23 protein-coding genes are annotated in these 24331 nt (G+C 54.7%); 8 read left to right on the plus strand and 15 right to left on the minus strand.

The window, feature by feature from the left end; genetic code table 11:
• Positions 1 to 100: 100 nt before the first annotated feature.
• The 7 genes from nanA to zapE all read right to left on the minus strand — a co-directional run bounded on the left by nanA (position 101) and on the right by zapE (position 5702).
• A complete protein-coding gene (gene nanA / locus F153LOC_RS09480) occupies positions 101 to 994 on the minus strand; it encodes an N-acetylneuraminate lyase (protein WP_100778705.1) in 894 nt (297 codons plus the stop codon).
• Between the two features lie 120 nt (positions 995 to 1114).
• Positions 1115 to 1897: a transcriptional regulator NanR gene (nanR, locus tag F153LOC_RS09485; protein ID WP_102105534.1), complete on the minus strand. Its 783-nt coding sequence runs from the start codon at positions 1895 to 1897 to the stop codon at positions 1115 to 1117.
• A 112-nt stretch (positions 1898 to 2009) separates the two neighbouring features.
• Positions 2010 to 2507 (minus strand): ClpXP protease specificity-enhancing factor, encoded by a 498-nt coding sequence (sspB, locus tag F153LOC_RS09490; protein WP_100778704.1) that lies wholly within the window; start codon positions 2505 to 2507, stop codon positions 2010 to 2012.
• 5 nt (positions 2508 to 2512) lie between these two features.
• A complete protein-coding gene (gene sspA, locus F153LOC_RS09495; protein ID WP_100778703.1) occupies positions 2513 to 3151 on the minus strand; it encodes a stringent starvation protein SspA in 639 nt (212 codons plus the stop codon).
• Between the two features lie 309 nt (positions 3152 to 3460).
• A complete protein-coding gene (gene rpsI / locus F153LOC_RS09505; protein ID WP_064543072.1) occupies positions 3461 to 3853 on the minus strand; it encodes a 30S ribosomal protein S9 in 393 nt (130 codons plus the stop codon).
• Positions 3854 to 3868: 15 nt separating this feature from the next.
• Positions 3869 to 4297: a 50S ribosomal protein L13 gene (gene rplM / locus F153LOC_RS09510; RefSeq protein WP_004868222.1), complete on the minus strand. Its 429-nt coding sequence runs from the start codon at positions 4295 to 4297 to the stop codon at positions 3869 to 3871.
• A 280-nt stretch (positions 4298 to 4577) separates the two neighbouring features.
• A complete protein-coding gene (gene zapE, locus F153LOC_RS09515) occupies positions 4578 to 5702 on the minus strand; it encodes a cell division protein ZapE (RefSeq protein ID WP_102105508.1) in 1125 nt (374 codons plus the stop codon).
• A 189-nt stretch (positions 5703 to 5891) separates the two neighbouring features.
• On the opposite strand from zapE, the gene zapG reads away from it, so the two are divergent.
• From zapG to degS, 3 genes are all read left to right on the plus strand, one after another.
• Positions 5892 to 6290, plus strand: coding sequence for a Z-ring associated protein ZapG (zapG, locus tag F153LOC_RS09520; protein WP_100778701.1), 399 nt, complete (start codon positions 5892 to 5894; stop codon positions 6288 to 6290).
• Between the two features lie 170 nt (positions 6291 to 6460).
• On the plus strand, positions 6461 to 7828 hold the full coding sequence (gene degQ, locus F153LOC_RS09525) for a serine endoprotease DegQ (protein ID WP_102105509.1): 1368 nt from the start codon (positions 6461 to 6463) through the stop codon (positions 7826 to 7828).
• An 88-nt stretch (positions 7829 to 7916) separates the two neighbouring features.
• Positions 7917 to 8984 carry an outer membrane-stress sensor serine endopeptidase DegS gene (degS, locus tag F153LOC_RS09530; protein WP_100780807.1) on the plus strand — a complete coding sequence of 356 codons (1068 nt, stop codon included), beginning with the start codon at positions 7917 to 7919 and terminating at the stop codon, positions 8982 to 8984.
• Positions 8985 to 9038: 54 nt separating this feature from the next.
• Here the strand turns inward: degS and mdh are convergent, their stop codons facing one another.
• Complete coding sequence (gene mdh, locus F153LOC_RS09535) at positions 9039 to 9977, minus strand: malate dehydrogenase (RefSeq protein WP_100778699.1); 939 nt, start codon at positions 9975 to 9977, stop codon at positions 9039 to 9041.
• A 405-nt stretch (positions 9978 to 10382) separates the two neighbouring features.
• Between mdh and argR the strand changes: the two genes are divergently transcribed.
• The 3 genes from argR (at position 10383) to yhcN (F153LOC_RS09555) (ending at position 11868) form a co-directional block, all read left to right on the plus strand.
• Positions 10383 to 10853 carry a transcriptional regulator ArgR gene (argR, locus tag F153LOC_RS09545; protein WP_100778698.1) on the plus strand — a complete coding sequence of 157 codons (471 nt, stop codon included), beginning with the start codon at positions 10383 to 10385 and terminating at the stop codon, positions 10851 to 10853.
• A gap of 375 nt (positions 10854 to 11228) precedes the next feature.
• Positions 11229 to 11492: a peroxide/acid stress response protein YhcN gene (gene yhcN, locus F153LOC_RS09550; RefSeq protein WP_047347671.1), complete on the plus strand. Its 264-nt coding sequence runs from the start codon at positions 11229 to 11231 to the stop codon at positions 11490 to 11492.
• A 109-nt stretch (positions 11493 to 11601) separates the two neighbouring features.
• The gene (gene yhcN, locus F153LOC_RS09555; protein ID WP_102105510.1) at positions 11602 to 11868 is read left to right on the plus strand and encodes a peroxide/acid stress response protein YhcN; all 267 of its coding nucleotides are present in this window, start codon (positions 11602 to 11604) and stop codon (positions 11866 to 11868) included.
• 67 nt (positions 11869 to 11935) lie between these two features.
• Here yhcN (F153LOC_RS09555) and F153LOC_RS09560 read toward each other — a convergent pair whose 3' ends face one another.
• The 5 genes from F153LOC_RS09560 to aaeX form a co-directional block, all read right to left on the minus strand.
• Positions 11936 to 12208, minus strand: a complete 273-nt coding sequence (locus tag F153LOC_RS09560) for a barstar family protein (protein ID WP_102105511.1) — start codon at positions 12206 to 12208, stop codon at positions 11936 to 11938.
• A 48-nt stretch (positions 12209 to 12256) separates the two neighbouring features.
• The gene (locus F153LOC_RS09565) at positions 12257 to 13711 is read right to left on the minus strand and encodes an NAD-dependent succinate-semialdehyde dehydrogenase (protein ID WP_102105512.1); all 1455 of its coding nucleotides are present in this window, start codon (positions 13709 to 13711) and stop codon (positions 12257 to 12259) included.
• A gap of 110 nt (positions 13712 to 13821) precedes the next feature.
• The gene (aaeB, locus tag F153LOC_RS09570) at positions 13822 to 15789 is read right to left on the minus strand and encodes a p-hydroxybenzoic acid efflux pump subunit AaeB (protein ID WP_102105513.1); all 1968 of its coding nucleotides are present in this window, start codon (positions 15787 to 15789) and stop codon (positions 13822 to 13824) included.
• 5 nt (positions 15790 to 15794) lie between these two features.
• The gene (gene aaeA, locus F153LOC_RS09575) at positions 15795 to 16727 is read right to left on the minus strand and encodes a p-hydroxybenzoic acid efflux pump subunit AaeA (RefSeq protein WP_102105514.1); all 933 of its coding nucleotides are present in this window, start codon (positions 16725 to 16727) and stop codon (positions 15795 to 15797) included.
• Positions 16728 to 16734: 7 nt separating this feature from the next.
• Positions 16735 to 16938 (minus strand): p-hydroxybenzoic acid efflux pump operon protein AaeX, encoded by a 204-nt coding sequence (aaeX, locus tag F153LOC_RS09580; protein WP_102105515.1) that lies wholly within the window; start codon positions 16936 to 16938, stop codon positions 16735 to 16737.
• 180 nt (positions 16939 to 17118) lie between these two features.
• Between aaeX and aaeR the strand changes: the two genes are divergently transcribed.
• On the plus strand, positions 17119 to 18045 hold the full coding sequence (gene aaeR / locus F153LOC_RS09585) for an HTH-type transcriptional activator AaeR (protein ID WP_095283622.1): 927 nt from the start codon (positions 17119 to 17121) through the stop codon (positions 18043 to 18045).
• Between the two features lie 272 nt (positions 18046 to 18317).
• Positions 18318 to 18932 carry a YagU family protein gene (locus F153LOC_RS09590; protein ID WP_102105516.1) on the plus strand — a complete coding sequence of 205 codons (615 nt, stop codon included), beginning with the start codon at positions 18318 to 18320 and terminating at the stop codon, positions 18930 to 18932.
• Between the two features lie 59 nt (positions 18933 to 18991).
• Here the strand turns inward: F153LOC_RS09590 and tldD are convergent, their stop codons facing one another.
• Both tldD and yhdP read right to left on the minus strand, forming a co-directional pair.
• Positions 18992 to 20437, minus strand: a complete 1446-nt coding sequence (tldD, locus tag F153LOC_RS09595; RefSeq protein ID WP_100778690.1) for a metalloprotease TldD — start codon at positions 20435 to 20437, stop codon at positions 18992 to 18994.
• A gap of 86 nt (positions 20438 to 20523) precedes the next feature.
• A complete protein-coding gene (gene yhdP / locus F153LOC_RS09600; protein WP_102105517.1) occupies positions 20524 to 24321 on the minus strand; it encodes an AsmA2 domain-containing protein YhdP in 3798 nt (1265 codons plus the stop codon).
• Positions 24322 to 24331: the final 10 nt, after the last annotated feature.

Here is a 24331-nt window from a genome sequence, read left to right on the forward strand (position 1 = left end):
CCGACGATTTTTTGTCGTATTGCCGGATGGCGGGTTCACCATCCGGCTTACATATCGTGTTTTGTCTTCGCCGGATGCGCTTCGCTTATCCGGCAATGCATTAGCGTTTCTCAGCCAGCAGCTGTTCTGCGAGGGCTTTCAGCTCCGGCAGATACTGCTCTGCCACCGGAGCAAAAGGCTTACGGCATAGCGGAACAGAGACCACGTCCATATAGTGCAGGACGGTTTTCAGGCCACGGAACACGCCGACTTTAATCAGCAAATCGATAACCTTGTTGCACTCGCTTTGCAGATGCTGCGCGGTTGCGTTGTCCCCTTCGCGGATCGCTTTAGCGATCGCCTGATAGCGCGCGCCCATGATGTTGTAAGTGCTGCCGATCCCGCCGTCCGCGCCTGCCAGCAAACCGGAGGCGAAGATCTCGTCGTAGCCGTTATAAAGCACCAGATCCGGATGCGCCCGGCGGATCTGCTCCATCTGGAAGAGATCGCCGGAGGTCTGTTTCAGGGCACCTACACCCGGTAGCGTCACCAGCGTATTGATTTGATCGAGGGATAACTTCACGCCGCTCAGCGCCGGGATGTTGTACACCACCATCGGCAAACCATCCGATGAATCAATGATTGCACGGTAGTGGTCACAATGTTCTTCGAAGCTGAAGGGATAGTAGAAGGGTGTGACCGCCGACACAGCGTCGAAGCCGATACGGCTTGCCGCCGCCGCGAGCTGCTGGCTTTCCGCTGTGCTGACGCAGCCGACATGGGCGATCAGCGTCACTTTGCCCTTGGCCTCTTCTGCCACGATCTCCAGCACCTGCTCGCGCTCGGCGAGGCTTTGTACGAAGGCTTCGCCCGTTGAGCCGCCGACATACAGACCGTCGATTCCCTGTTGAATGTTGAACTGCACCAGGCGGCGCAGACTTTCTTTATCCAGCGCCTGCTGTGAATTAAACGGAGTCAGGAGTGCGGCCATCACGCCACGTAATTGCTTTGCCATAGATACCTCAAGTGGTTATTGATCTGCTTTTTGATATACCTTTATACCTGTTATACCAGATCAAATAAGCAGCACCCCATACAGAACGCTTATATTGCGATCTGCTTCACTAAAGGATCGTTATTTTTTCTTTTTGGATCCCTGGCCGAAGGCGTGCCAGGTGGCGGAAACGCTGTTGAGATGGGTTTGCAGCGCCCGATCGGCTTCATCAGGATCGCGGCGGCGGATGGCGTCAACAATAGCAATATGCTGCTGATAGCTGACATCGTTGTGCTGATACAGCTCGGCGTCGGAGACTTTCGGACGAGCGGCTATCAGCCAGTCGAGCAGCGCGACGTGTATCGCCATAAAGATTGGGTTGCCGGGGATCTCCGCCAGCACGCGGTGGAAATCGACATCCGAGCGGATGAAAAGCGCGTTATCGCTGAGGGACTGGCTGTTAATTTCCAGCGCTTTCGACAGGCGCTCAACCTGTTCGTCCGTGGCGTATTCTGCCGCGTAACGCACCAGGCTGGATTCGAAAAACAGACGCAGCTGTTCAAAGTGGGTAATACCGCCCGGCTGGGTGAGGAAATCTTTCGCCATACCGGAGAGTTCGCTAATGATGGTATCGGCCGAAGGCATCGAGACGCGGGCGCGTTCGCCGTTGTTGATTTGCACCAGGCCTTTTCGCTTCAGGGCGGCCAGCGCTTCACGTACCGATGGGCGGCCCACGTTGAAGAACTCCATCAGCTCACGCTCGGAAGGAAGTTGTTCGCCCTGGGCAAACTCCTGGCGACGGATCATCTGCTCCAGCTCTTCTTCCACCATATCGGAAAGTTTTTTACGCGCCAGCGGGCGACGACGCAAACTGCGACCAAGGGTTTCGGTTGAATTTTCCGCCTGAAGATCAAATGGTTTCATAAAGACTCGGGTCAGAAGAGTGACAATCAGTGACAACGACTCATCATAACACAGGATTTTTGGCTGGGCGAAAAGCCCTGAATAGCAAAACAGGCCCATCGGGCCTGTTCAATTATTTCACAACGCGTAACGCTGGACGGCCACCGCGCGGCGGCGGATCGTCATCAGGGTCGTTGTCATTGTCGTGATCGGGCTTATCGCCGTCGATAATGGACATCACCGTTTCGCTTTCGCTGGCGGTAGAACCGTCTTCATCGTTGAGGCTGGCGACATCTTCGTCATACGCCGCTTCCGGCTCAAACATCGTACCTGCACCGTTTTCACGCGCATAGACTGCCAGCACGGCAGCGAGCGGAACAGAGACCTGACGCGGTACGCCGCCGAAACGCGCGTTGAAGCGCACTTCGTCGTTTGCCAGCTCAAGATTACCCACCGCGCGTGGCGCGATGTTCAAAACGATCTGACCATCACGCGCGTATTCCATCGGAACGCTCACGCCCGGCAACGTCACATCCACTACCAGGTGCGGCGTAAGCTGGTTGTCCAGCAGCCATTCATAGAAGGCACGCAGCAGATACGGACGGCGTGGAGATAGCTGTGACATTTCCACAATCGTTAACCTCGACCAAGACGCATTTCGCGTTCCGGTTCTGTCAGAGAAGCAAGGAAAGAGTCGCGCTCAAATACGCGAGTCATGTAGCCTTTCAGCTCTTTCGCGCCAGGACCGCTGAACTCTACGCCCAGAGCCTGCAGACGCCACAGCAGCGGAGCCAGGTAGCAATCTACCAGACTGAACTCGTCGCTCAGGAAGAACGGCTTTTGACCGAATACCGGCGCAATGGCCAGCAGTTCTTCACGCAGTTGCTTACGGGCAGCGTCTGCTTCTGAGGATGAACCGTTCACAATGACGTTCATCAGGGTGTACCAGTCTTTCTCGATACGCTGCATGTACAGGCGGCTTTCACCACGCGCAACCGGATAAACCGGCATCAGCGGCGGATGAGGGAATCGCTCATCCAGATATTCCATAATGATGCGGGATTCCCACAGGGTCAGCTCGCGATCCACCAGCGTTGGTACGCTCTGGTTCGGGTTGAGATCGATCAGATCCTGAGGTGGGTTATCCTTTTCCACATGCTCGATCTCAAAACTGACACCTTTCTCGGCCAGCACGATACGAACCTGATGGCTATAAATGTCAGTAGGACCAGAAAACAGCGTCATTACCGAACGTTTGTTGGCAGCGACAGCCATGAAAACCTCCAGGTATATTCAGAATATTACTGCTACCGGCCCGTGGGCCAGCCAGATGATTTGTTACCCATCCCAGGAACAAACTCAATCGCTCAAAAATCGAACAAAAGTGGTGTATTCACTGACATTTGGGCAGAAAATTGGATGATAGTTTACCAGATTTTGCAGGGTTTGTGGTGAGGGGATTCTGGAAATGCTGAAAAAGAGCTGATAATCAAATAAATACTGTGGATAACCGTCGGATTATCCATAAAAAAAACCCGCCGAAGCGGGTTTTTCGCCAATCTTTCTGCCGAAGCAGAAAATAGATTAACGTTTGGAGAACTGAGGACGACGACGTGCTTTACGCAGGCCGACTTTCTTACGTTCAACTTCACGAGCATCACGAGTAACGAAGCCAGCTTTACGCAGTTCGCCACGCAGGGACTCGTCGTACTCCATCAGAGCGCGGGTGATACCGTGACGGATCGCACCAGCCTGACCAGAAGTACCACCACCTTTAACGGTGATGTACAGATCGAATTTCTCAACCATATCAACCAGTTCCAGCGGCTGACGAACTACCATGCGGGCAGTTTCACGACCGAAGTACTGTTCCAGAGAACGTTGGTTGATTACGATTTTACCACTGCCCGGTTTGATGAACACGCGAGCGGCGGAGCTTTTGCGGCGACCAGTGCCGTAGTATTGATTTTCAGCCATTGCCTATAATCCCGATTAGATGTCAAGAACTTGCGGTTGCTGTGCCGCGTGGTTGTGCTCGTTGCCTGCGTAAACTTTCAGTTTACGGTACATAGCACGACCCAGCGGGCCTTTTGGCAGCATGCCTTTAACCGCGATTTCAATCACACGCTCAGGACGGCGGGCAATCATCTCTTCAAAGGTCGCTTCTTTGATACCACCGATGTGGCCGGTGTGGTGGTAATACATTTTGTCTTCGCGCTTGTTGCCGGTTACAGCAACTTTTTCTGCGTTCAGAACGATGATGTAATCACCAGTATCAACGTGCGGAGTGTATTCCGCTTTGTGCTTACCGCGCAGGCGACGAGCCAGTTCGGAAGCAAGACGACCCAGAGTTTTACCGGTCGCGTCAACAACATACCAGTCGCGTTTTACGGTTTCTGGTTTAGCTGTAAAAGTTTTCATTAAAAGCTTACCCAAATAATAAGTTACACGTTGGTGAACACCCAAACGTTTAGTCAGTTGAGGCTCACACGACAAAGTCCGGCAAACCTACCCCTTCGAATAGCCTGTGCCAGCACATAGAAAGTTTTGGGAAAAAAACCTTCTCGTAACGTGGGGTCGCAAGATTATAGAGAAGTCGAGGTCAAAGATCGACCCTTAAATGTGATTAGTCGCAAGGTTTTCGCTGGGGTATTGCCGGGTGGCGACTACGCCTTCCCCGGCCTGCGGCACGGTGCGGCATTTACGGCATGTGCGCGCGTTTCAAATACTCTTCGCTCTGCATTTCCTGCAAACGCGACAAACAACGCTGGAACTCAAACTTCAGCCGCTCGCCCTGGTAGACCTCATAGAGCGGCACGGCGGCGCTCACCACCAGCTTCACATGACGTTCGTAAAACTCATCTACCAGCGCGATAAAGCGGCGGGCTTCACTCTCCATCAGCGGCGTCATCACCGGCACATCAAACAGCATTACCGTATGAAACAGGCGCGAGAGCGCGATGTAGTCGTGCTGGCTGCGGGCATCGATGCACAGCGTGGCAAACGAAACCGCCAGCGTCTGGTTTTCGACCCCCAGGGTTGGCAGAGGACGATGATTAATTTCCAGCTCTGGGGCTGTATCGCGATTAGCGCCTGCCAGAGCCAGCCAGAGATTGTCCATCTTACCGCGCGTCTCTTCGTCTAAGGGTGAGAGCCACAGATGCGCCTGGGTCAGCGTGCGCAGACGATAATCTACGCCCGCATCGACATTCATAATGTCGCAGTGTTCTTTGATTGCCTCGATGGCCGGCAGGAAACGCGCACGCTGCAAACCGTTGCGATAGAGATCGTCCGGCGGAATGTTAGACGTCGCCACCAGCGTAATGCCCCGCGCAAACAGCGCTTTCATCAGGCCGCCCAGCAGCATGGCGTCGGTGATATCCGAGACGAAAAACTCATCGAAACACAAAACGTCGGTTTCGGCTTTAAAACGCTCGGCGATGATATCCAGCGGATCGGTATGACCTTGCAGCGCGTTAAGCTCTTCGTGGACGCGCAGCATAAAGCGGTGGAAGTGCAGACGCTGTTTACGCGTGCCCGGCAGGCTCTGATAAAACATGTCCATTAGCCAGGTTTTCCCCCGGCCCACGCCGCCCCACATATATAAGCCGCGAACGGGCGCTGCGGTCTGTGGCTCTTTTTTTCCCAACAATCGGCCAAATGCCGCTTTCAGTCCGCCGCTCTGTGCGGGGGCGGGCATCTGCTGAGTCAATTCCTGGTAGATCACATTCAGGCGATTAACGGCTTCACGCTGAACGTCGTCGGGCTGATGAGTGCCCTCATCAAGGGCCTGTTTGTAACGCGATGTGGGGGACAGATTTTGCATAATCTTGTTGTTATTCCTTCAATTAAACCTCACCAGTGGGCGCGACTGGCGAAAAAAAGGCCGTTCTACAGTACGCGATGATGCGTCAGGATTCCACTTCTGAAGAAATAGCGGTTATAGTGGCATAATCAGGCACAGGCAGGAGCCGAGCCACTACCCTACGGAACAACAAGACAACGGGAGAAGTTCATGACCTGGGAATATGCGCTAATTGGTTTAGTCGTCGGTATCGCCATCGGTGCCGTGGCCATGCGTTTTGGTAATCGCAAATTGCGTCAGCAACAGTCGCTGCAGTATGAACTGGAAAAGAACAAAGCTGAGCTGGAAGAGTATCGTGAAGAGCTGGTCAGCCACTTTGCCCGTAGCGCCGAACTGCTGGACAATATGGCGACCGATTACCGTCAGCTGTATCAGCACATGGCAAAAAGCTCCAGCAGCCTGCTGCCGGAACTGAGCGGTGACACCAACCCGTTCCGCAACCGTCTGGCGGAGTCTGAAGCCGGTAACGATCAGGCACCGATTCAAATGCCGCGTGATTACTCTGACGGTGCATCCGGCCTGCTGCGCGGTGGCGTAAAACGCGATTAATTGCACATCTACGATTTATTTCACGGGCGCACACCTCGCGCCCGTCCTTTCTTTCCCTTCCCAGCTATTATTTAGTCAATTACCTCATTGTTCAGTGGTTTGAAATTCAATAACATCAGACTGTTTTTGGGCCGATTTTCCTTTACTCCAGGCAACGAGAGCCAGCATCAATGAAGAAAAAAAACCAGCTGTTAAGCGCGATAGCGTTAAGTGTCGGGTTATCTTTGACGGCGTCCTGGCCTGCGGCCGCGGCGCTTCCTTCGCAAGTGCCTGGTGCGGCTGCCATTCCGAGCCTGGCGCCGATGCTTGAAAAAGTGCTGCCTGCGGTTGTAAGCGTGAAGGTGGAAGGCACCGCCGCGCAAAGCCAGCGCGTGCCGGAAGAGCTAAAAAAATACTTTGGCGAAGAAGGCCCGGACCAGCCAGCGCAACCTTTTGAAGGGCTTGGCTCCGGCGTGGTGATCGACGCGGCGAAAGGCTACGTGTTGACCAACAACCACGTCATCAGCCAGGCCGACAAAATCAGTGTGCAAATGAACGATGGTCGTGAGTTTGACGCCAAACTGATTGGCGGCGATGACCAGAGCGACATCGCGCTGCTGCAAATACAAAACCCCAGCAATCTGACGCAAATTGTGATCGCCGACTCCGATAAACTGCGCGTCGGCGATTTTGCCGTGGCCGTCGGTAACCCGTTTGGCTTAGGCCAGACCGCGACCTCCGGGATTGTCTCAGCGCTTGGCCGCAGCGGGCTGAACCTTGAAGGGCTGGAGAACTTTATCCAGACCGACGCCTCCATTAACCGCGGCAACTCCGGCGGTGCCCTGCTGAACCTGAACGGCGAGCTGATCGGGATTAACACCGCGATCCTCGCACCGGGCGGCGGCAGCATCGGCATCGGTTTCGCCATTCCCAGCAATATGGCGAAAACCCTGGCGCAACAGCTGATTGAGTCCGGCGAAATCAAACGCGGGCTGTTGGGTATTAAAGGCATGGAGATGAGCGCTGATATTGCGAAAGCGTTCAATCTTAACGTCCAGCGCGGGGCGTTCGTCAGCGAAGTGCTGGCCAATTCCGGCTCGGCGAAGGCAGGCGTGAAATCGGGTGATGTGATTGTAAGCCTGAACGGTAAACCGCTGAGCAGCTTTGCGGAACTGCGCTCGCGCATCGCCACCACAGAGCCAGGCACCAAAGTGAAACTCGGCCTGCTGCGCGACGGTAAACCGCTCGACGTGGAAGTGACACTGGATAAGAGCACCTCTGCATCGGCCAGCGCCGAGCTAATCGCCCCTGCCCTGCAAGGCGCGGCGCTGAGTGACGGTCAGCTCAAAGACGGCACCAAAGGCATCACCATTGAAAGCGTCGAGAAGAGCAGCCCGGCCGCACAGGCTGGCTTGCATCAGGATGATGTGATCATCGGGGTGAACCGCAACCGCGTGCAGTCGATTGCAGAAATGCGCAAAGTGCTGGAGAGCAAACCGACGGTGATTGCGCTGCAAATTGTTCGCGGCAACGACACGCTTTACATCTTATTACGCTAAGCACTGACCCCGGACATCACCGCTGCGTGTGATGTCCGGATAAGTCATGTTATGCTGCAACCGTTTCTCAATTAACGACGCCCGCATCATGGTTCTTAAGCTATTTCGCTCCGTCGCCATCGGATTGGTCGTTGGCGGTTTATTACTGGCTGCAATGCCCTCATTACGTCAGTTCAATAAGCTGGCGGCGCCTCAGTTCGACAGTACGGATGAGACGCCAGTGAGTTACAACCAGGCCGTTCGCCGGGCGGCACCCGCCGTGGTGAACGTCTATAACCGCGGCCTCAACAGTTCCGCCAATAATCAGTTGGAGATCCGCACCCTCGGTTCCGGCGTAATTATGGACGAGCGCGGCTACATCATTACCAACAAGCACGTTATCAACGACGCCGATCAGATTATTGTGGCGTTGCAGGATGGCCGCGTTTTTGAAGCCCTGCTGGTCGGTTCGGATAGCCTGACGGATCTGGCGGTACTGAAAATTACCGCCAGCGGTGGCTTGCCGGTGATTCCGATTAACCGTAAGCGCACGCCGCATATCGGCGACGTGGTGATGGCAATCGGTAACCCCTATAACCTGGGCCAGACCATCACCCAGGGGATTATCAGCGCCACCGGTCGTATTGGCCTGAATCCATCAGGACGACAGAATTTCCTGCAGACGGATGCCTCCATCAACCACGGGAACTCGGGCGGCGCGCTGGTGAACTCCCTCGGCGAACTGATGGGCATCAACACCCTCTCCTTTGATAAGAGCAACGACGGCGAAACGCCGGAAGGCATCGGTTTTGCGATCCCCTTCCAGCTGGCGACCAAAATCATGGACAAGCTGATCCGCGACGGTCGCGTGATCCGTGGCTACATTGGGATTGGTGGACGTGAAATCGCGCCGCTGCATACGCAGGGTGGCGGTATCGATCAAATTCAGGGCATCGTCGTGAACGAAGTCACTCCAGGTGGCCCGGCTGCGGCGGCAGGACTGCAGGTTAATGACGTGATTGTGTCGGTGAACGGTATCCCGGCAGTATCCGCGCTGGAGACAATGGACCAGGTGGCAGAGATTCGCCCGGGTTCTATCATTCCGGTGGAAGTCATGCGTAATGATAAGAAGCTGACCATTCAGGTCACTATTCAGGAATACCCGTCCACCAACTAAGCGGCATAAAAAAACCGGAGCCATGGCTCCGGTTTTTTATCACCAGGCATTCGCTTACTTGTTAACGAACTCTTCGCCCAGGGTGATATCTTTCTTCAGTGTATCAAGCATGCCTTCCATCGCTTGTTGTTCAAACGCGCTCAGCTTGCCGATTGACTGACGTTCTTCAACGCCGTTTTTACCCAGCAGCAGCGGCTGTGAGAAGAAGCGGGCGTGCTCGCCGTCACCTTCCACATACGCACATTCCACTACGCCTTTCTCGCCTTGCAGCGCGCGAACCAGAGACAGACCAAAACGTGCAGCCGCCTGGCCCATAGACAGGGTTGCAGAACCGCCACCCGCCTTCGCTTCCACCACTTCGGTGCCCGCGTTCTGGATGCGTTTGGTCAGGTCAGCCACTTCCTGCTCGGAGAAGCTCACGCCTGGGATCTGGGACAGCAGTGGCAGGATTGTCACGCCAGAGTGACCACCGATAACCGGCACTTCGATGTCGGAAGGCTGTTTGCCTTTCAGTTCAGCCACGAAGGTATTGGAACGGATGATGTCCAGCGTGGTCACGCCAAACAGTTTGTTCTTATCGTAAACGCCGGCTTTTTTCAGCACTTCTGCTGCGATAGCAACCGTGGTGTTGACCGGGTTAGTGATGATACCGATACAGGCTTTCGGGCAGGTTTCTGCGATCTGCTGGACCAGGTTCTTCACGATACCGGCGTTGACGTTGAACAGATCGGAACGGTCCATACCAGGCTTACGTGCAACACCCGCGGAGATCAGCACGACGTCTGCGCCTTCGAGCGCCGGGCGTGCGTTTTCACCGGAGAAGCCTTTGATTTTCACAGCTGTTGGGATGTGGCTCAGGTCAACCGCCACACCTGGGGTTACCGGAGCAATATCATACAGAGAGAGTTCTGAGCCTGAAGGCAGTTGGGTTTTCAGTAGTAGGGCAAGCGCCTGGCCGATACCACCAGCAGCGCCGAGGACTGCAACTTTCATCCTAAACTCCTTATTATGGTTAACTTTAATATCTGTTACTCCGTTGCGGCGACATTAATTCAGCAGGTAAATAATTACAATTTTCGTAGCTAAAGAATTTGAGGTCACGCGTCTTTCACCTTTGCCAGAATGCTTCCAGCAAACTGCGGCAACGAAGTAGCCAATCAAGACGGTGGTTACAATACACCCTCACTCGCCAGCAAAACAACATCATTTTGATAACATTTAATTTACTTTTAAGGTTATTTACGCGCCGTGATGTAGGCATGTTTTCTGATAACGAAATTTGATAAAATCACTCCCTTTCATAACATTATTTCAGCCTGGTTCAAGGCAGAATATTTGCATAAAAATTCATCCACATGCATAATAATGTTGTTTCTATCGTCATATTCCGGGTGACTTATGCGAAGCTCGTCAAAACAAGAAGAATTAGTGAAGGCGTTTAAAGCCCTGCTCAAAGAAGAGAAATTCAGTTCTCAGGGAGAGATTGTTCTGGCTTTACAGGAACAAGGTTTCGAGAACATTAATCAGTCGAAAGTCTCCCGTATGCTCACCAAGTTTGGCGCGGTGCGTACTCGCAACGCCAAAATGGAAATGGTCTACTGCCTGCCCGCCGAGCTGGGCGTGCCGACCACCTCCAGCCCGCTGAAAAACCTGGTGCTGGATATTGATTACAACGACGCGGTGGTCGTGATCCACACAAGCCCGGGTGCGGCGCAGTTAATCGCCCGCCTGCTCGATTCACTGGGTAAAGCGGAAGGGATCCTCGGCACCATCGCGGGGGATGACACCATCTTTACTACGCCAGCGAACGGTTTTTCCGTTAAAGATCTCTACGAAGCTATCCTGATGCTGTTCGAACAGGAGCTGTAATCCCCTTCCCTGCTGCTCAGGCAGCGGGGAATGTTCTGCCCCCCGCCTTGTTTACGTCCTCATTCTGTTGTGCTTACTTTTGCAAATAGTGCTTTTACCTGCCTCTTTTCATTCATCCAGCGAATGATCTATCAACAGATCGCACAAAAAATCAAAGTTCGTTATGTCTATGATTTACTTATATATCGGCTATCTTTGTGACCAAAAAACGGTCAATTCTATGCATTTTAGTTATAAAAACGTGACCAGTTAACACGTAATTACCCACGAAACAATTAGCGTGGTATTAATATTTAGCGTGATTAGTGTATACTTGATTTTGTGATGAGGGTCACGAAACGAAAGACCCCAATAAATTCGACGAGGTAAACAATCATGAAAATCAAAACAACTGTAGCGGCTCTGAGCGTCCTGTCTGTCCTGTCATTCGGTGCATTTGCTGCCGACTCTATCAACGCTGATCAGGCACAATCTCGCCAGGCCATCGGCACCGTTTCCGTAGGTGCAATCGGTACGTCTCCGATGGACATGCACGAAATGCTGAATAAAAAAGCCGAAGAGCAGGGTGCGTCTTCTTATCGCATCATCGAAGCGCGTTCTGGTGACCACTGGCACGCAACGGCTGAGCTGTACAAATAAGTTTTATCAATAGTAAGTAGTATCGACATTATCAACTCAACGGCACCAGGCATAAAAATAGCGGTATAACCCTTCTCGCCGTCGAGGAAACACATTCAGGAGTACGACTATGAACACCAAATTAATCATCGCAACCCTAGGCTTAGCTTCCGTTCTCTCTTTCGGTGCCAGCGCAGCTGTGCATCAGGTGAATTCTGAGCAAGCGCAAAACCTGCAATCAATGGGTAGTGTATCCGTATCTTCCGTCGCGGGTTCTCCGATGGATATCCGCCAGGAACTGGCGGCTAAAGCTGAAAAAGCAGGCGCAAGCAGCTATCGTGTCACCGAGCTAAATCAGGGTGACCACTGGCATGCGACGGCTGAGCTGTACAAATAAACCCTCGTCGTATCTCATCATACGACTTGCCCCTGACGCTTTGTCAGGGGCTTTTTTATGTCTGAAATCAGTGACGAACGTTAAAGCGTAGTTGCCCTTCCAGCTCCTCTTCCGCCTCGTCAAACAGCAGAACCAGTGCGCCAAAGCGTCGGCGTAGCTTATCCGGCAGGTGGATAAACTCCAGCTCCAGCGGCATGGGTAAGACATCGCCAATCACCACGTCCCACAGCGAATCCAGATCCGTTACCTTTGTCTGTTCTAACCCAAATGTGCGACAAAATTCGCGGTAAAAGTCTTCCTGACTGTCGATTTCATCAAAATCAAACGTATAGATATTCATTGCCCGCCACCCCGTCCAGAAAGGCGGCCTGCGCCGCCCTGACGATAATTATAATCCCCCGATATGCAGGGTTTTAACTTCCAGAAACTCTTCCAGCCCAAGAACCGATCCTTCCCGACCCAATCCCGACTCTTTCACACCGCCGAATGGGCCGAGTTCGGTCGAGACCGCACATTCGTTAATGCCGATCATGCCGCTCTCAATCGCCTGCGACACGCGGAAAACGCGCGAAAGATTTTGCGTATAGAAGTAAGCCGCCAGGCCAAACGGCGTGTTGTTCGCACGCTGGATCACCTCTTCTTCTGAGGTAAAGCGGAAACAGGCGGCAACCGGGCCAAAGGTCTCTTCCTCAGCCAGCTTCATCCCTTCGTGACACTCGCCCAACACGGTTGGCTGCCAGAAATTACCGCCGAGCGAATGCGCTTTACCGCCCGCCAGCACCGTTGCACCTTTTGCGACCGCATCCTCAACGTGTTCGCGCACTTTATTCACCGCAGCAGGTTCAATCAGCGGCCCCACCACCACGCCCTCTTCCAGGCCGTTCCCCACTTTCAGAGCGTTTACCGCATCAGCGAGTTTGGTCACAAAGGCGTCGTAGATGGATTCCTGAATATAGAACCGGTTCACGCTGACACACACCTGCCCGGCGTTACGGAATTTATTGGCAATCGCCCCTTTCACGGCAGCATCAATATCAGCATCGTCAAAGACGATATACGGCGCATTGCCGCCCAGCTCCATGGAGACTTTTTTCATGGTTTCTGCGGCATTACGCACCAGCGTTTTGCCCACGGCAGTCGAACCGGTAAACGAGATTTTCCGCACATCGTGGCTGGCCATGATGGCATCGCTGATCTCGTGGGTGTTCCCGGCGACGGCGTTGAGCACGCCATCAGGGACACCGGCTTTTTTCGCCAGCGTCAGCAGCGCAAAAGCGCTGAGCGGTGTGTTGTTAGCGGGTTTAATGACGCCGGTGCAGCCTGCGGCCAACGCCGGGCCGAGTTTGCGGGTCAGCATCGCCATCGGGAAATTCCACGGCGTGATCGCCGCCACTACGCCGATGGGTTCGCGGGTCGCCAGAATGCGTGAGCCGGGTTTGATGGGGGGGATGATTTCGCCGTTAGCGCGTTTCGCCTGCTCAGCAAACCACTGGATAAAGCTGGCGGCGTATTCGACTTCGCCTTCCGCCTCTTTTAGCGGTTTGCCTTGTTCGGTGGTCATCAACCGTCCAAGCCAGCTTTTGTTCTCAATGATCAGTTCGTACCAGCGGTACAGGATCGCCGAACGCTCTTTCGCCGTTTTCGCTCGCCACGCCGGGAAGGCGCGACTGGCTGCCGCGATAGCCTCTTCGGTCTCTTTTTTACCTGCTTTTGCGACTTTCGCGACGACATCGCCCGTGGCCGGGTTGAGCACATCAAAAGTGGTATCCAGCGTTTTCCATATGCCGTCTACCAGATATCCGGTTTGAAAAAGCGCATTGTCCTGGAGTGCCTGGGTGGTCATGTGTCCTCCTGATCTGGGTTTAAGAGCCTGCCAGAATAAGTATAGCCACAAAAAAACCGACGCTTTTGGCGTCGGTTTTTACGGTGTGTTTGTCGGCTGTGCAGAGCCAACTAGCTGTCGGTAAGTGTATTCTGATACCGATGCAGCACATCCGTCAGTCTCTGTACCGGTTCCGTCACTTGCCGCGGCGCTTCCCAGACCCGCAGTTTCTCCTGGTAGATGTTTAACTCTTCCAGTAACTGGCCAAAGTAGCGGCGGCGCTTATCGTCCGACGAGGCCGAAATCACATGATCCGCCGTGCGACGCAGCTGGCGGTGAAATGCCGACAGATCATCGTTGATCGGAATCGGTGCATTGCGCAGACGCTGGTGCGCGATGATCATCGTCAGCGCCAGGCGGAACTTGGCAATATCGCCAGGGAATTTCGTCAGCAGTAAAAACAGCTGCTGATACAGAGCCGGCAGATGGTTCTCTTTGCGACGCGCGGTGTTGGTGGTCATCGCAGATACCGCCGCCGAGACAAACTGGTTCAGCAGCACACGTCCGGTACGCGCATGGGAGTTATCGCGCACCAGCAGGATGACCATCATCGCCAGGAAACAGCCCACCAGCTGGCCTAACGCGCTGTCGAGGAACTGGCTGAAGTGAAAGGTCATCGGGTTATCCAGCACCAGAATGTTGATCGTACTGGCGAGTGCCCCCAAAGATCCGAGACGACGCTTCTGCACTTCAATCCCGATAAAGAACGCCAGCACCGCAAGACTGATACACAGCAGCAGCATACTTTGCTGGGTGGAGGGCAGCACCACGAGGAAATAGAACGCCCCGATGGGGAGCGCCGCGAGCGCGCCATACAGAAAATCGACCGCCACCATACGTGGATTTGGTAAACGCATCGCCAGCGAAGTTACTACCGCAATCATCACCATCGCGCTTGCACCTGACGTCCAGCCCGTCCACAGCCAGAAGAGCGTACCGAGCACACACGCGATAGTCGTACGCCAGAAGTTCACCATCGCATGGTGGCGCTCTGCCGACTCGGCTTTGATGACCACTTCGCTTCGTAGAATTTCCTCTTCAATAGCGCTGATTTTGGTATTACTGATCACGCCGCGTTTGAGGAGCAGATAGCGCGTCGCCGCACCTACCCAGCTGTAAATGGTAACAGGCGTGTCGCGCTCACCGGTCCAGACAATGACCCGACGCATTCTCTTCAGCTGTTTACGCACATCCTGCACCGTTTCGACGGATTCTGCGAACAGCTCACGGAAGGTATCCGTGACCGCCTCGGGACGGGTATTTTGAATCAGGTAGGTTTCACAAGCCTGGGTGATCAGCGTCAGGGAGACGGTGTTGATCGCTTTAAGGCGTCGGTTAGCGCGCGCCCAGCGGGAGGATTCCATATTCAGGTTGCTGCGCATCCCTTCCAGCGCCGTGCTGCGACGCACCAGTGCGCTCCAGGCGTTGTCCACCTCTTCACTGTCGCCGTGTTTAATACACAGCTGCATCAGTTGATACTGGGCAACAATCAGCGCATCCAGCTCGCGATCGACTTCCTGCTTGATGGAGCGCGGCGAGAAAAGCAGATCGGCAACGATCGCACAGACAATCCCGATGACAATCTCACTGCAACGCTCAAGAGCAAACTGCGGCGCAAGCAGGGGTTCACTCTGAATGGTGATCACAATGATCAGCGCGGTATAACCGGATAAGCCCCAGGCGTAGGAGTTCTCCACCTTCACCAGCGAGGAAACCCAGGTACAAAAACCCGCCCAGATACAGCACACCATCAGCATCATTAGCGGAGAGCGAATCATGGTGATAATGATCGTCAGTGCCGCGATACAGCCGATAAACGTCCCGGCGATACGCAGCATCCCGCGATAACGGATGGCACCCGAGTAGGGTTCGCCGCCCGCCGCGAAGGCCGGGCCCGCAGCAACAATCGCCGCCGTCAGCACCGCCCAACGCGGAGTTTCCAGCTGGAAGTGAAAACCGACAAACAGTGCCAGTACGATGGCGCACGCCAGCTTAATGGCGAAGCGAACGTGCTGGGTGGCGATGGTGAAAATGCCCATCACAATTAACCAATCTCACGCAGACGATGCGCGATTTTACGGAACAGGGAGTCGTTGTTGCCGTTACGATCTTTCTCACCGGTGATCACCACCGTCGCCGTGGTGCCGGCCGGCCACAGGTTGCCCTGCTCGTCATCGAGACGAATACGCACCGGCACACGCTGCGCCAGACGAACCCACTCAAGATTAGAATCAACCGTTGCCATCCCTTTGGTATCGCGGGTGGCGCTGGAGTTGGTGACGCCTGCGGCCACGCTGTCCACCGTGCCTTTAAGCACGCGGTTGCTGCCCAGCGGCGTGATTTCGGCGCGATAGCCTGGACGTACCCCTTCCAGTTTGGTCTCTTCCATGTAGGCGAGAATATAGAAAGAGTGCTGTTTCACCAGCGCCACGGCGGTGGAGCCGCGAGTGATAAATTCACCGGTATAGACGTTGAGGTTGGTCACCCAGCCGTCAGACGGCGCACGGATCACCGTACGTTCCAGATCCAGTTTCGCCAGGTCGCGTGTCGCTTCGGCTTTTGCCTGCTGATGCAGAACGGTTTGCAATACATTGTTAGACTGGTCAATCTCTTCACGAGACATGGCCTGTACGCCCAGCTGGTTACGTCGTCCGGCTTCACGGCGTTTTTCCGTGGCCAGCGCCCGATAGTAGGCGACGTCTGCTTCAGCCTCTTCGAGGGCTTTCTGGTAGCGAGGCTGATCGATGGTGAAAAGCACCTGATCTTTTTTCACCAGTTCGTTATCACGCACATTAACCGCGGTGATAAGCCCGGCGACGTCAGGGGCAATGGCCACCACATCCGCACTGAAACGCGCGTCACGCGTCCAGGGTGACTCGGTGTAAAACACCCAGGCGCGGAAAATTGCGATGAACGCCAGGACCACCAGCGCCACGGTGATGGCGGTACGGGAGATATTTCTTGTTAGTGTTTTCACATCTACCTCAGACAAACATGCGCGATACAAGCCAGAACAGGCAGCAATACAGCGCGGTATTAAACAGTGCAGGGTGCCAGACAAAATCGTAGATGCCGGTTGGAACCAGCACCTTGCGCACCAGCCAGAAAATCGCCAGTGATAAAATTAGTTCGAAGAAAATCGGTGGGAACGATAAACCGAACACCACGATAACGGGAAACAGACTCATGTTGACCTTGATTTGAACGCGTGCAGGCGACAGTTTTTGTTTAGCTCACACCATCGCAGAAGGGCAAGAAAAGCCGGGCGGGAATGGTGAAGCTGTTATGTCAGTAATAATATATTAACGTAACTGTTATGCTGTTATCTATAATATGTGATCTAAATCACTTTTAAGCCAGAGTGAACAATGGAACGTTTAAAGCGCATGTCAGTGTTTGCCAAAGTCGTCGAATTTGGCTCCTTTACCGCCGCTGCCCGACAGCTTCAGATGAGTGTTTCATCCATCAGCCAGACGGTGTCGAAACTGGAAGATGAGCTTCAGGTCAAGCTGCTCAACCGCAGCACCCGCAGCATTGGGCTGACGGAGGCGGGAAAAATCTATTACCAGGGCTGTCGTCGGATGTTGCACGAAGTCCAGGACGTGCACGAGCAACTCTATGCCTTCAATAACACCCCCATCGGCACGCTGCGGATCGGGTGTTCTTCAACTATGGCACAAAATGTCCTCGCCAGTATGACGGCGGAAATGCTCAAAGAGTATCCAGGTCTGGCGGTAAATTTGGTCACCGGCATCCCGGCGCCAGACCTGATCGCCGACGGTCTGGACGTCGTGATCCGCGTCGGTGCGCTGCAGGATTCCAGCCTGTTCTCCCGTCGCCTGGGCAGTATGCCGATGGTCGTCTGCGCCTCTAAAAACTATCTGGCGCAGTTTGGCGTGCCGGAAAAACCAGCCGATCTGAGCAATCACTCCTGGCTTGAGTACAGCGTGCGTCCGGATAACGAGTTTGAGCTGATTGCCCCGGAAGGGCTGTCGACCAAACTGCTGCCACAGGGGCGGTTCGTGACGAACGATCCCATGACCATCTCCCGCTGGCTGGTCGCCGGGGCAGGCATCGCCTACGTGCCGTTGATGTGGGTGATCAATGAGATCAACAGCGGTGAGCTGGAGATCCTCTTCCCGCGCTACCAGTCCGATCCTCGTCCGGTGTATGCCCTCTATACGGAAAAGGACAAACTGCCGCTCAAGGTCCAGGTCTGTATTAACTATCTGACGGACTATTTTGTGGAAGTGGCGGAGCTTTATCAGGGAATGCGGGGCAGAAGAAAAGAGTAAGCCACCCCGTAAATGCAGAGAGGTCAAATGATTATTGGAATTTGGCCTCTGCCCTCCTGTCAGAGATAAATATCTCCAGTCCTTTCCGGCGAAATTAAGATATTTCACTGAGTTCTATTAATAATGGCGAATTGACATATTTGCCTTGTGACCTTTATCGTACTCATTGTCTGAAACCTGTTCTACGCAAATATCAGACGGTTATAGAGTTGTTAAATAAATACTTCATAAAAATAACGTTTCTCAGGATTTTGTTTAAACAAGGAATAAATATGAATCTATTCGAACAAACACCGCCTTCACGCAGGCGCTACGGACTCGCCGCGTTCATTGGGTTGATCGCCGGGATTGTCTCCGCCTTTGTCAAATGGGGCGCCGAAGTTCCTCTTCCTCCGCGCAGTCCAACCGATTTATTCAGCGCCGCATGCGGGCCAGAGCAATTAATCAGAGCCGCCAGCCAAATTGATTGCTCACGTAATTTCCTGAATCCACCCTATGTATTTCTCCGCGACTGGCTGGGCGTCGTCGATCCTAACGCTGCGGTTTATACATTTGCCGGACATATATTCAACTGGGTTGGCGTGACACATATTATTTTCTCAATCGTGTTCGCCGTAGGCTATTGCGTTGTTGCGGAAGTCTTTCCGAAAATAAAGCTCTGGCAGGGTTTATTCGCCGGGGCATTAGCGCAGCTATTTGTTCATATGATTTCGTTCCCGCTGATGGGGCTGACACCGCCACTGTTTGATCTTCCGTGGTACGAGCACGTTTCCGAGATAGTGGGTCACCTGATCTGGTTCTGGTCGATTGAAATTATCCGTCGCGATTTACGTAACCGCATCACTCGCGAGCCCGATCCTGAGGTGCCGCTAAACAGCGCGCGATAAGCGTCGCAAAAAAATGGCGCGCCTTTTCAGACGCGCCATTTTTTCAATAAGACTTCAGGTCAGGCGGTACCGCCGACGGTCAGATTATCCACTTTCAGCGTCGGCTGACCGACGCCCACCGGCAGGCTCTGGCCTTCTTTACCGCAGACGCCCACGCCTTTATCCAGCTTCAGATCGTTACCCACCATCGAAATCTGCTGCATCGCCTCGATACCGGAGCCAATCAGCGTAGCGCCTTTCACCGCTTTGGTGACTTTGCCTTTTTCAATCAGATAGGCTTCGGACGTCGAGAAGACAAACTTGCCGGAGGTGATATCCACCTGGCCACCACCGAAGTTTGGCGCGAAGATCCCGTAATCCACGGATTCGATGATCTCCTGCGGCGTCGATTTGCCTGCGAGCATATAGGTGTTGGTCATACGCGGCATCGGCAGATGTGCGTAGGATTCGCGACGCCCGTTCCCGGTTGGCGCAACGCCCATCAGACGCGCGTTGAGTTTGTCCTGCATGTAACCTTTCAGAATGCCGTTTTCGATCAGTACGTTGTACTGCCCCGGCGTCCCTTCATCATCGATAGAGATAGAACCGCGACGATCGGTCATGGTGCCATCATCCACAACGGTACAGAGTTCCGAGGCCACCAGCTCGCCCATCTGACCGCTGAATACGGAGGTGCCGCGACGGTTGAAATCGCCTTCCAGACCGTGACCGACCGCTTCGTGCAGCAGCACGCCAGGCCAGCCTGCGCCCAGTACAACCGGCAGCGTACCGGCTGGGGCCGCTACCGCATTGAGATTCACCAGAGCCATGCGTACGGCTTCTTTCGCCCACGCATCTGCGCGAACATCGCCGTCTTCATCGGCCAGGAACCAGTCATAACCAAAACGACCGCCGCCACCGCTGGAGCCGCGCTCGCGTTTACCGTCATCTTCCACCTGCACGCTGACAGACAGACGTACCAGCGGGCGCACATCAGCGGCCAGCGTACCGTCGGTAGCAGCCACCAGAATGAGTTCATACACACCGCTCAGGCTGGCTGACACTTCTTGAACGCGTTTATCCGTCGCGCGAGCCACTTTGTCCACGCGGCGCAGGATATCCAGCTTCTCCTCGCGGGTCATGCTTTGCAGCGGATCGATGCTGGTATAGAGTGCAGAATGCTGCACTTCGCCGAGGGTTTTCACACGACCATCGCCCGCTTCACGCACGATAGTCCGCGCTGCCTGGGCACTCTGCTCCAGTGCAGTCAGGCTAATCTGATCGGCATAGGCAAAGCCAGTTTTCTCACCGCTTACGGCGCGAACACCGACGCCCTGGTCGATGTTATAAGAGCCATCTTTAATGATGCTGTCTTCTAAAACCCAGGATTCGTGGTAGCTCGACTGGAAATAGAGATCGCCGTAATCGAGGCGACGCTCGGTTAGTTGGGCAAGAATGGAAAACAGGTCCTGATGACTCAGGCCGTTCGCTGCGAGCAAATGTTCACTTACCAGGTTCAGACTCATCGTTTTGCTACTCGTTCGTTGCCGCCCAAGGGCGGTAAAAAAATTCATTATTTATGAGAGTGGGGCAATTACTCGCCCGCGTCAAATCATTGCTGTGCATCTTTGCGCGCCTGACGGAGCACCTCATTAATCTGCGGCTTATCGACCGGGCCGGTAATGCGATAGCGCAGGATTGAGACCTTACTCCACAGCGGCCCCAGCACCTTACTGGCGGCAAACACCGCTGCGCCCACAATCGGGTTGACCACGAATGCGGCAGCGACACCGACGGTCGCCGAGATCTCCGGCGCAACCACCGCTTCCATATCCAGTTCGCGACGCACCAGATTCACCGAGCCTTTCATGGCGATATCGGCTTCCAGGCCATCCACCAGCGTGTCATCCGTATGCAGAACGCCGTCTTTGATCCACGCCGTACTGCGAATAGAGTCGTAATAGAACCCTTCGCTGAAGGTATCGCTGAAGTCAAAACGCAGTTTGCGCAGCAGCGCGTCAAAGCTCAGTAAACGTAAGAGCTGCCCGGCGTGGCCAGTGCTGACGTCGGCGATTTCGCCTTTGCCCAGATTGGTTTTGAGGATGCCGTTCAGCGTAGCTTCGTCCGGTTTCCACGGCTCGGCGCGCCAGTGCAGATCGTAATTAACATCGAAGGAAGAGCCGCGCAGCGGTGTGCTGACGCCAAAGAAATTCGCCGCCGCATCCAGCTTGTTGCCCTTGATTCTACCTTTCAGGGAGGTGCGCTGTTCGCCCGCGCCATTCACCCACTCTCCGTCCGCCGTCAGACGCCCAAAGCCGGTATCAATCAGGCCGCCCGCGAGGCTCAGGGTGTTGCCCTTCACGGCAAAATCACCGTCGATGCGGCCATATTTCTGACCCCACAGCCAGCACTCCGCGCAGCGCAGTTGTAAATCCGGCCAGCCGCTGAAATCCACTTTTGAAACCTCGGCTAACGGCGAAGCCGCTCCCGTTTGCCCTTTCGTGGCCGTCGTCGGGTTGTAGTAAAGATAACGAATTGCCGCCTGCCATGGCGCATTGTCACGCATTGTGAGCGTGGCGTTAATCTCGCGGCCCTGCGCTTCCACCGTCGACCCGTTGAGGGTTGGTTCAGAGACAATACTGAGGTTATTCCACTGCTGCCCGCCCAGCGTCAGCGACGGCGTACGGACGGTCACGCGCTGCGGGAACTGGGCAGCTTCATCCACATTTTGCCCAACGCCCTTGTTAAACATCGCCAGCCACTCAGCGCCGTCCATCGCGGGCAGGTTCAGCTCAACGCCTGGCTGCTCTGGGAGTGGCGGAATGGTGCGGCTGTCCGTGGTCCAGATGGCCCGGTCGAGGGTCAGTTTGCGACTGAGCAACCAGCGACTGTTGAAGTGATTTGTACCGTTAGCATTACCAGTGAGGGCAAAGCTGTTCAGATCGCCCTGCACGTTGATGTTCATCGGCAGTGGCTGCCCGGCTTTCTTATCCAGCGGCGCAGGTAAGTGACTGCTTACATTCTTCAGATTGCCGGTCACGTCGACTTTATAGTGCGCACTTCCACGATAAGGCAGGTCGATGGCCACTTTACCGTTCCAGGCAACCGTTCCGTCGATAGATTCGGCCACCGGCTTTGGCAGCACGTCCATCCGCGCGGGCTGCCAGTTAGCATCCATATTGACGGCGACCTGATAGGCTTTTTCACCTTCAGTGGTGCTGAAATCCACGTTAATCGGTTGATTAAACCAGTTGGCTTTCAGCGGCCCGCTTTTCAGATTGCCATTCACAAAGCTGAATTTGCCACTCAGGTTCTTGAGCGTACTATCTAGCGGCTTGATAAACAGGCTGTTGTTGTTCAGCACCACATCACCTTCGGCGGTGGTCATCTCGCCATCCAGCGGGATGTCGAGATGCAAGCGGGCATTCACATCGCCATCGATTTGCAGCTCTTGCAAAGCAGCGCCCAGCGAATCATCCAGCGGTGTCTCGTCGAAATAAGGCCCGACGGCTTTGCCCGGCCCGTTAATGTCCGCGTCGATCAGCAGCTTCTCTTTCGAGTAATCCGGAATCACCGCCTTCAGATTACTGGCGGTTACGCCGCCCAGCGCGACGCTGTCGGATTTCATCCACAGCCCGTCGTTCAGGAAATTCAGTTCGATATTGAGGTTTTTCAGCGCTGGCCAGTCGGGCTGGAAGGCGAAAGTCGCATTGCGCAGCGGCACCAGAACCTGGAACTGGCCTTCGTTGTGTTTGTACGGGAACAGGTGCGGATTGCCGCCATAAACCAGCGTGGCATTATCGGCCTGACCGCCCTGAATCGCGCCGCTCAGGTAGTCAACCAGCGCTTTGCCCATCAGGTTTTCCGGGAAATAGCGCCATGCCTGGCCGCCATCGTCAGTGCTGATACCGGCCAGAATCCCCAGCCATGGCTCATCGCCTTCCGGCTGCAGATAGCGGAAATTACCGCGCGCGTGAACGCCGGTGGCTTTTACGTCGATATCACGGCCATCAAGCTGAAAACCTTTCTCGTTGTTCAGCCAGTTAAGGATCGCAGTACCTTTTTCAATCTCCAGCGGCGCACGGAAAACCGTTTCGTACGGCATTTTGGCGTCATTCATTTCCGCCGTCAGTCTGCCGTTTTCGACGCTGCCCTCAAGCTTTCCGCCAAAGTGTTCGGCACCGGGCAGCAGCTTCCACTGCTTCCAGGAGAGCGCTTTCCACGAGGCCTGAAAACGGGTTTTTTCTGTGGCCTGCAGAGGGATATCCAGCGCCAGGGTGTCGATCTGGCCGCTCGGCTGTGTGGCTTCCCAGACTTCGCCGAGCGCAGTTGATATGCGGTTCGCGATAGGCCGTAAACCGTCGAGACTCGCCAGATCGAGATTGCTGGCGCGGATACGCAGCTCATCACTGCGTTTGTTGTTCACGCCACCCACTTCCTGCTCAGGCACCCACGCCATCGTTAATGCGCCGCGCGGCCAGGCTTTGCCGTCCATAGTGATACGGGTATCGGGAATGGAGAATTGCCAGCTGTCGCCCTGACGGGTGACGTGTGCCGTCAGGTTATCGACTGACATATCATGGGATTGCGTATCCCCTTTCCACGCCGCGCCGCCCTGCTTCAGCCACACATCCCCTGCGGAGATGTCACCGTCAGCCAGCGTCAGCCAGCCTTCAAGACTGAAGCGCGCCCTTTGCAGCGCAACGTTATCCTGCATCCATTTGCCCAGCCAGGGTTTGACATCCACATCGTCGGCCTGCAGCCAGACTTTGCCTTTATTCAGCAGGCCGTTGTCGTCGCGCAGATCCATGCGCACCTGCATGATGCCGTGCTGCCCGTTCAGGCTGGAGAGATTCACCTGCCCTTCGGCGCGATGGCGATCTTTGCCGTTAAGCCAGGTGAGCTGCGGGATCGCCAGTTCGGCCCGTTGCCCGGAGAGGGTAATAAAACTGATTTCGCTGTCGCGCAGATCGAAATGATCGAACTGGCGCAGGAAAAGATCGCTGAAGCGGTTGGTCTCGATGCCTTTGCTGTTATCGCCCTGGTTTAGAGGCGTGTTGGTCAGAAACTGAAGCTGCCAGAAGGTGAGATCGCGAAACTGCCAGCGCATGTGCAGCAAACTTTGCCAGACATCCAGCGCCAGCGTCACGCGTTTGATTTTGAGATGGCCGCCATCTTTCAACGTGGCGTTGATATCGCGGACATCCAGCGTTGGGCCGAAATTTTGCCAGCTGGCACTCAGCTGGCTGACGTCAACGGGAATGCCGGTGGCGCTTTCGATCTTTGCCAGCACCTGCGGGCGCCAGCTGTCGAGATGCGGTAACACGAGGCGCAGTCCGCTCACGAGCAACGCGACAATGACGACAAGCGTTGCCCCTGTAAGCAGTAAAATTCCTGGCAATCGCCTCACGCATCTCTCC

The organism is Lelliottia sp. F153 (assembly GCF_002870005.1).
GTDB lineage: Bacteria > Pseudomonadota > Gammaproteobacteria > Enterobacterales > Enterobacteriaceae > Enterobacter > Enterobacter nimipressuralis.

What these genes read in the sequence shown, in the direction of transcription:
- rplM (WP_004868222.1), bottom strand. Translation starts at nt 4,297, where the DNA reads ATGAAAACTTTTACAGCTAAACCAGAAACCGTAAAACGCGACTGGTAT.
- nanR (WP_102105534.1), bottom strand. Translation starts at nt 1,897, where the DNA reads ATGAAACCATTTGATCTTCAGGCGGAAAATTCAACCGAAACCCTTGGT.
- mdh (WP_100778699.1), bottom strand. Translation starts at nt 9,977, where the DNA reads ATGAAAGTTGCAGTCCTCGGCGCTGCTGGTGGTATCGGCCAGGCGCTT.
- degQ (WP_102105509.1), top strand. Translation starts at nt 6,461, where the DNA reads ATGAAGAAAAAAAACCAGCTGTTAAGCGCGATAGCGTTAAGTGTCGGG.
- aaeX (WP_102105515.1), bottom strand. Translation starts at nt 16,938, where the DNA reads ATGAGTCTGTTTCCCGTTATCGTGGTGTTCGGTTTATCGTTCCCACCG.
- zapG (WP_100778701.1), top strand. Translation starts at nt 5,892, where the DNA reads ATGACCTGGGAATATGCGCTAATTGGTTTAGTCGTCGGTATCGCCATC.
- argR (WP_100778698.1), top strand. Translation starts at nt 10,383, where the DNA reads ATGCGAAGCTCGTCAAAACAAGAAGAATTAGTGAAGGCGTTTAAAGCC.
- F153LOC_RS09560 (WP_102105511.1), bottom strand. Translation starts at nt 12,208, where the DNA reads ATGAATATCTATACGTTTGATTTTGATGAAATCGACAGTCAGGAAGAC.
- aaeR (WP_095283622.1), top strand. Translation starts at nt 17,119, where the DNA reads ATGGAACGTTTAAAGCGCATGTCAGTGTTTGCCAAAGTCGTCGAATTT.
- zapE (WP_102105508.1), bottom strand. Translation starts at nt 5,702, where the DNA reads ATGCAAAATCTGTCCCCCACATCGCGTTACAAACAGGCCCTTGATGAG.
- sspA (WP_100778703.1), bottom strand. Translation starts at nt 3,151, where the DNA reads ATGGCTGTCGCTGCCAACAAACGTTCGGTAATGACGCTGTTTTCTGGT.
- yhcN (WP_047347671.1), top strand. Translation starts at nt 11,229, where the DNA reads ATGAAAATCAAAACAACTGTAGCGGCTCTGAGCGTCCTGTCTGTCCTG.
- tldD (WP_100778690.1), bottom strand. Translation starts at nt 20,437, where the DNA reads ATGAGTCTGAACCTGGTAAGTGAACATTTGCTCGCAGCGAACGGCCTG.
- degS (WP_100780807.1), top strand. Translation starts at nt 7,917, where the DNA reads ATGGTTCTTAAGCTATTTCGCTCCGTCGCCATCGGATTGGTCGTTGGC.
- F153LOC_RS09590 (WP_102105516.1), top strand. Translation starts at nt 18,318, where the DNA reads ATGAATCTATTCGAACAAACACCGCCTTCACGCAGGCGCTACGGACTC.
- rpsI (WP_064543072.1), bottom strand. Translation starts at nt 3,853, where the DNA reads ATGGCTGAAAATCAATACTACGGCACTGGTCGCCGCAAAAGCTCCGCC.
- F153LOC_RS09565 (WP_102105512.1), bottom strand. Translation starts at nt 13,711, where the DNA reads ATGACCACCCAGGCACTCCAGGACAATGCGCTTTTTCAAACCGGATAT.
- nanA (WP_100778705.1), bottom strand. Translation starts at nt 994, where the DNA reads ATGGCAAAGCAATTACGTGGCGTGATGGCCGCACTCCTGACTCCGTTT.
- aaeB (WP_102105513.1), bottom strand. Translation starts at nt 15,789, where the DNA reads ATGGGCATTTTCACCATCGCCACCCAGCACGTTCGCTTCGCCATTAAG.
- yhcN (WP_102105510.1), top strand. Translation starts at nt 11,602, where the DNA reads ATGAACACCAAATTAATCATCGCAACCCTAGGCTTAGCTTCCGTTCTC.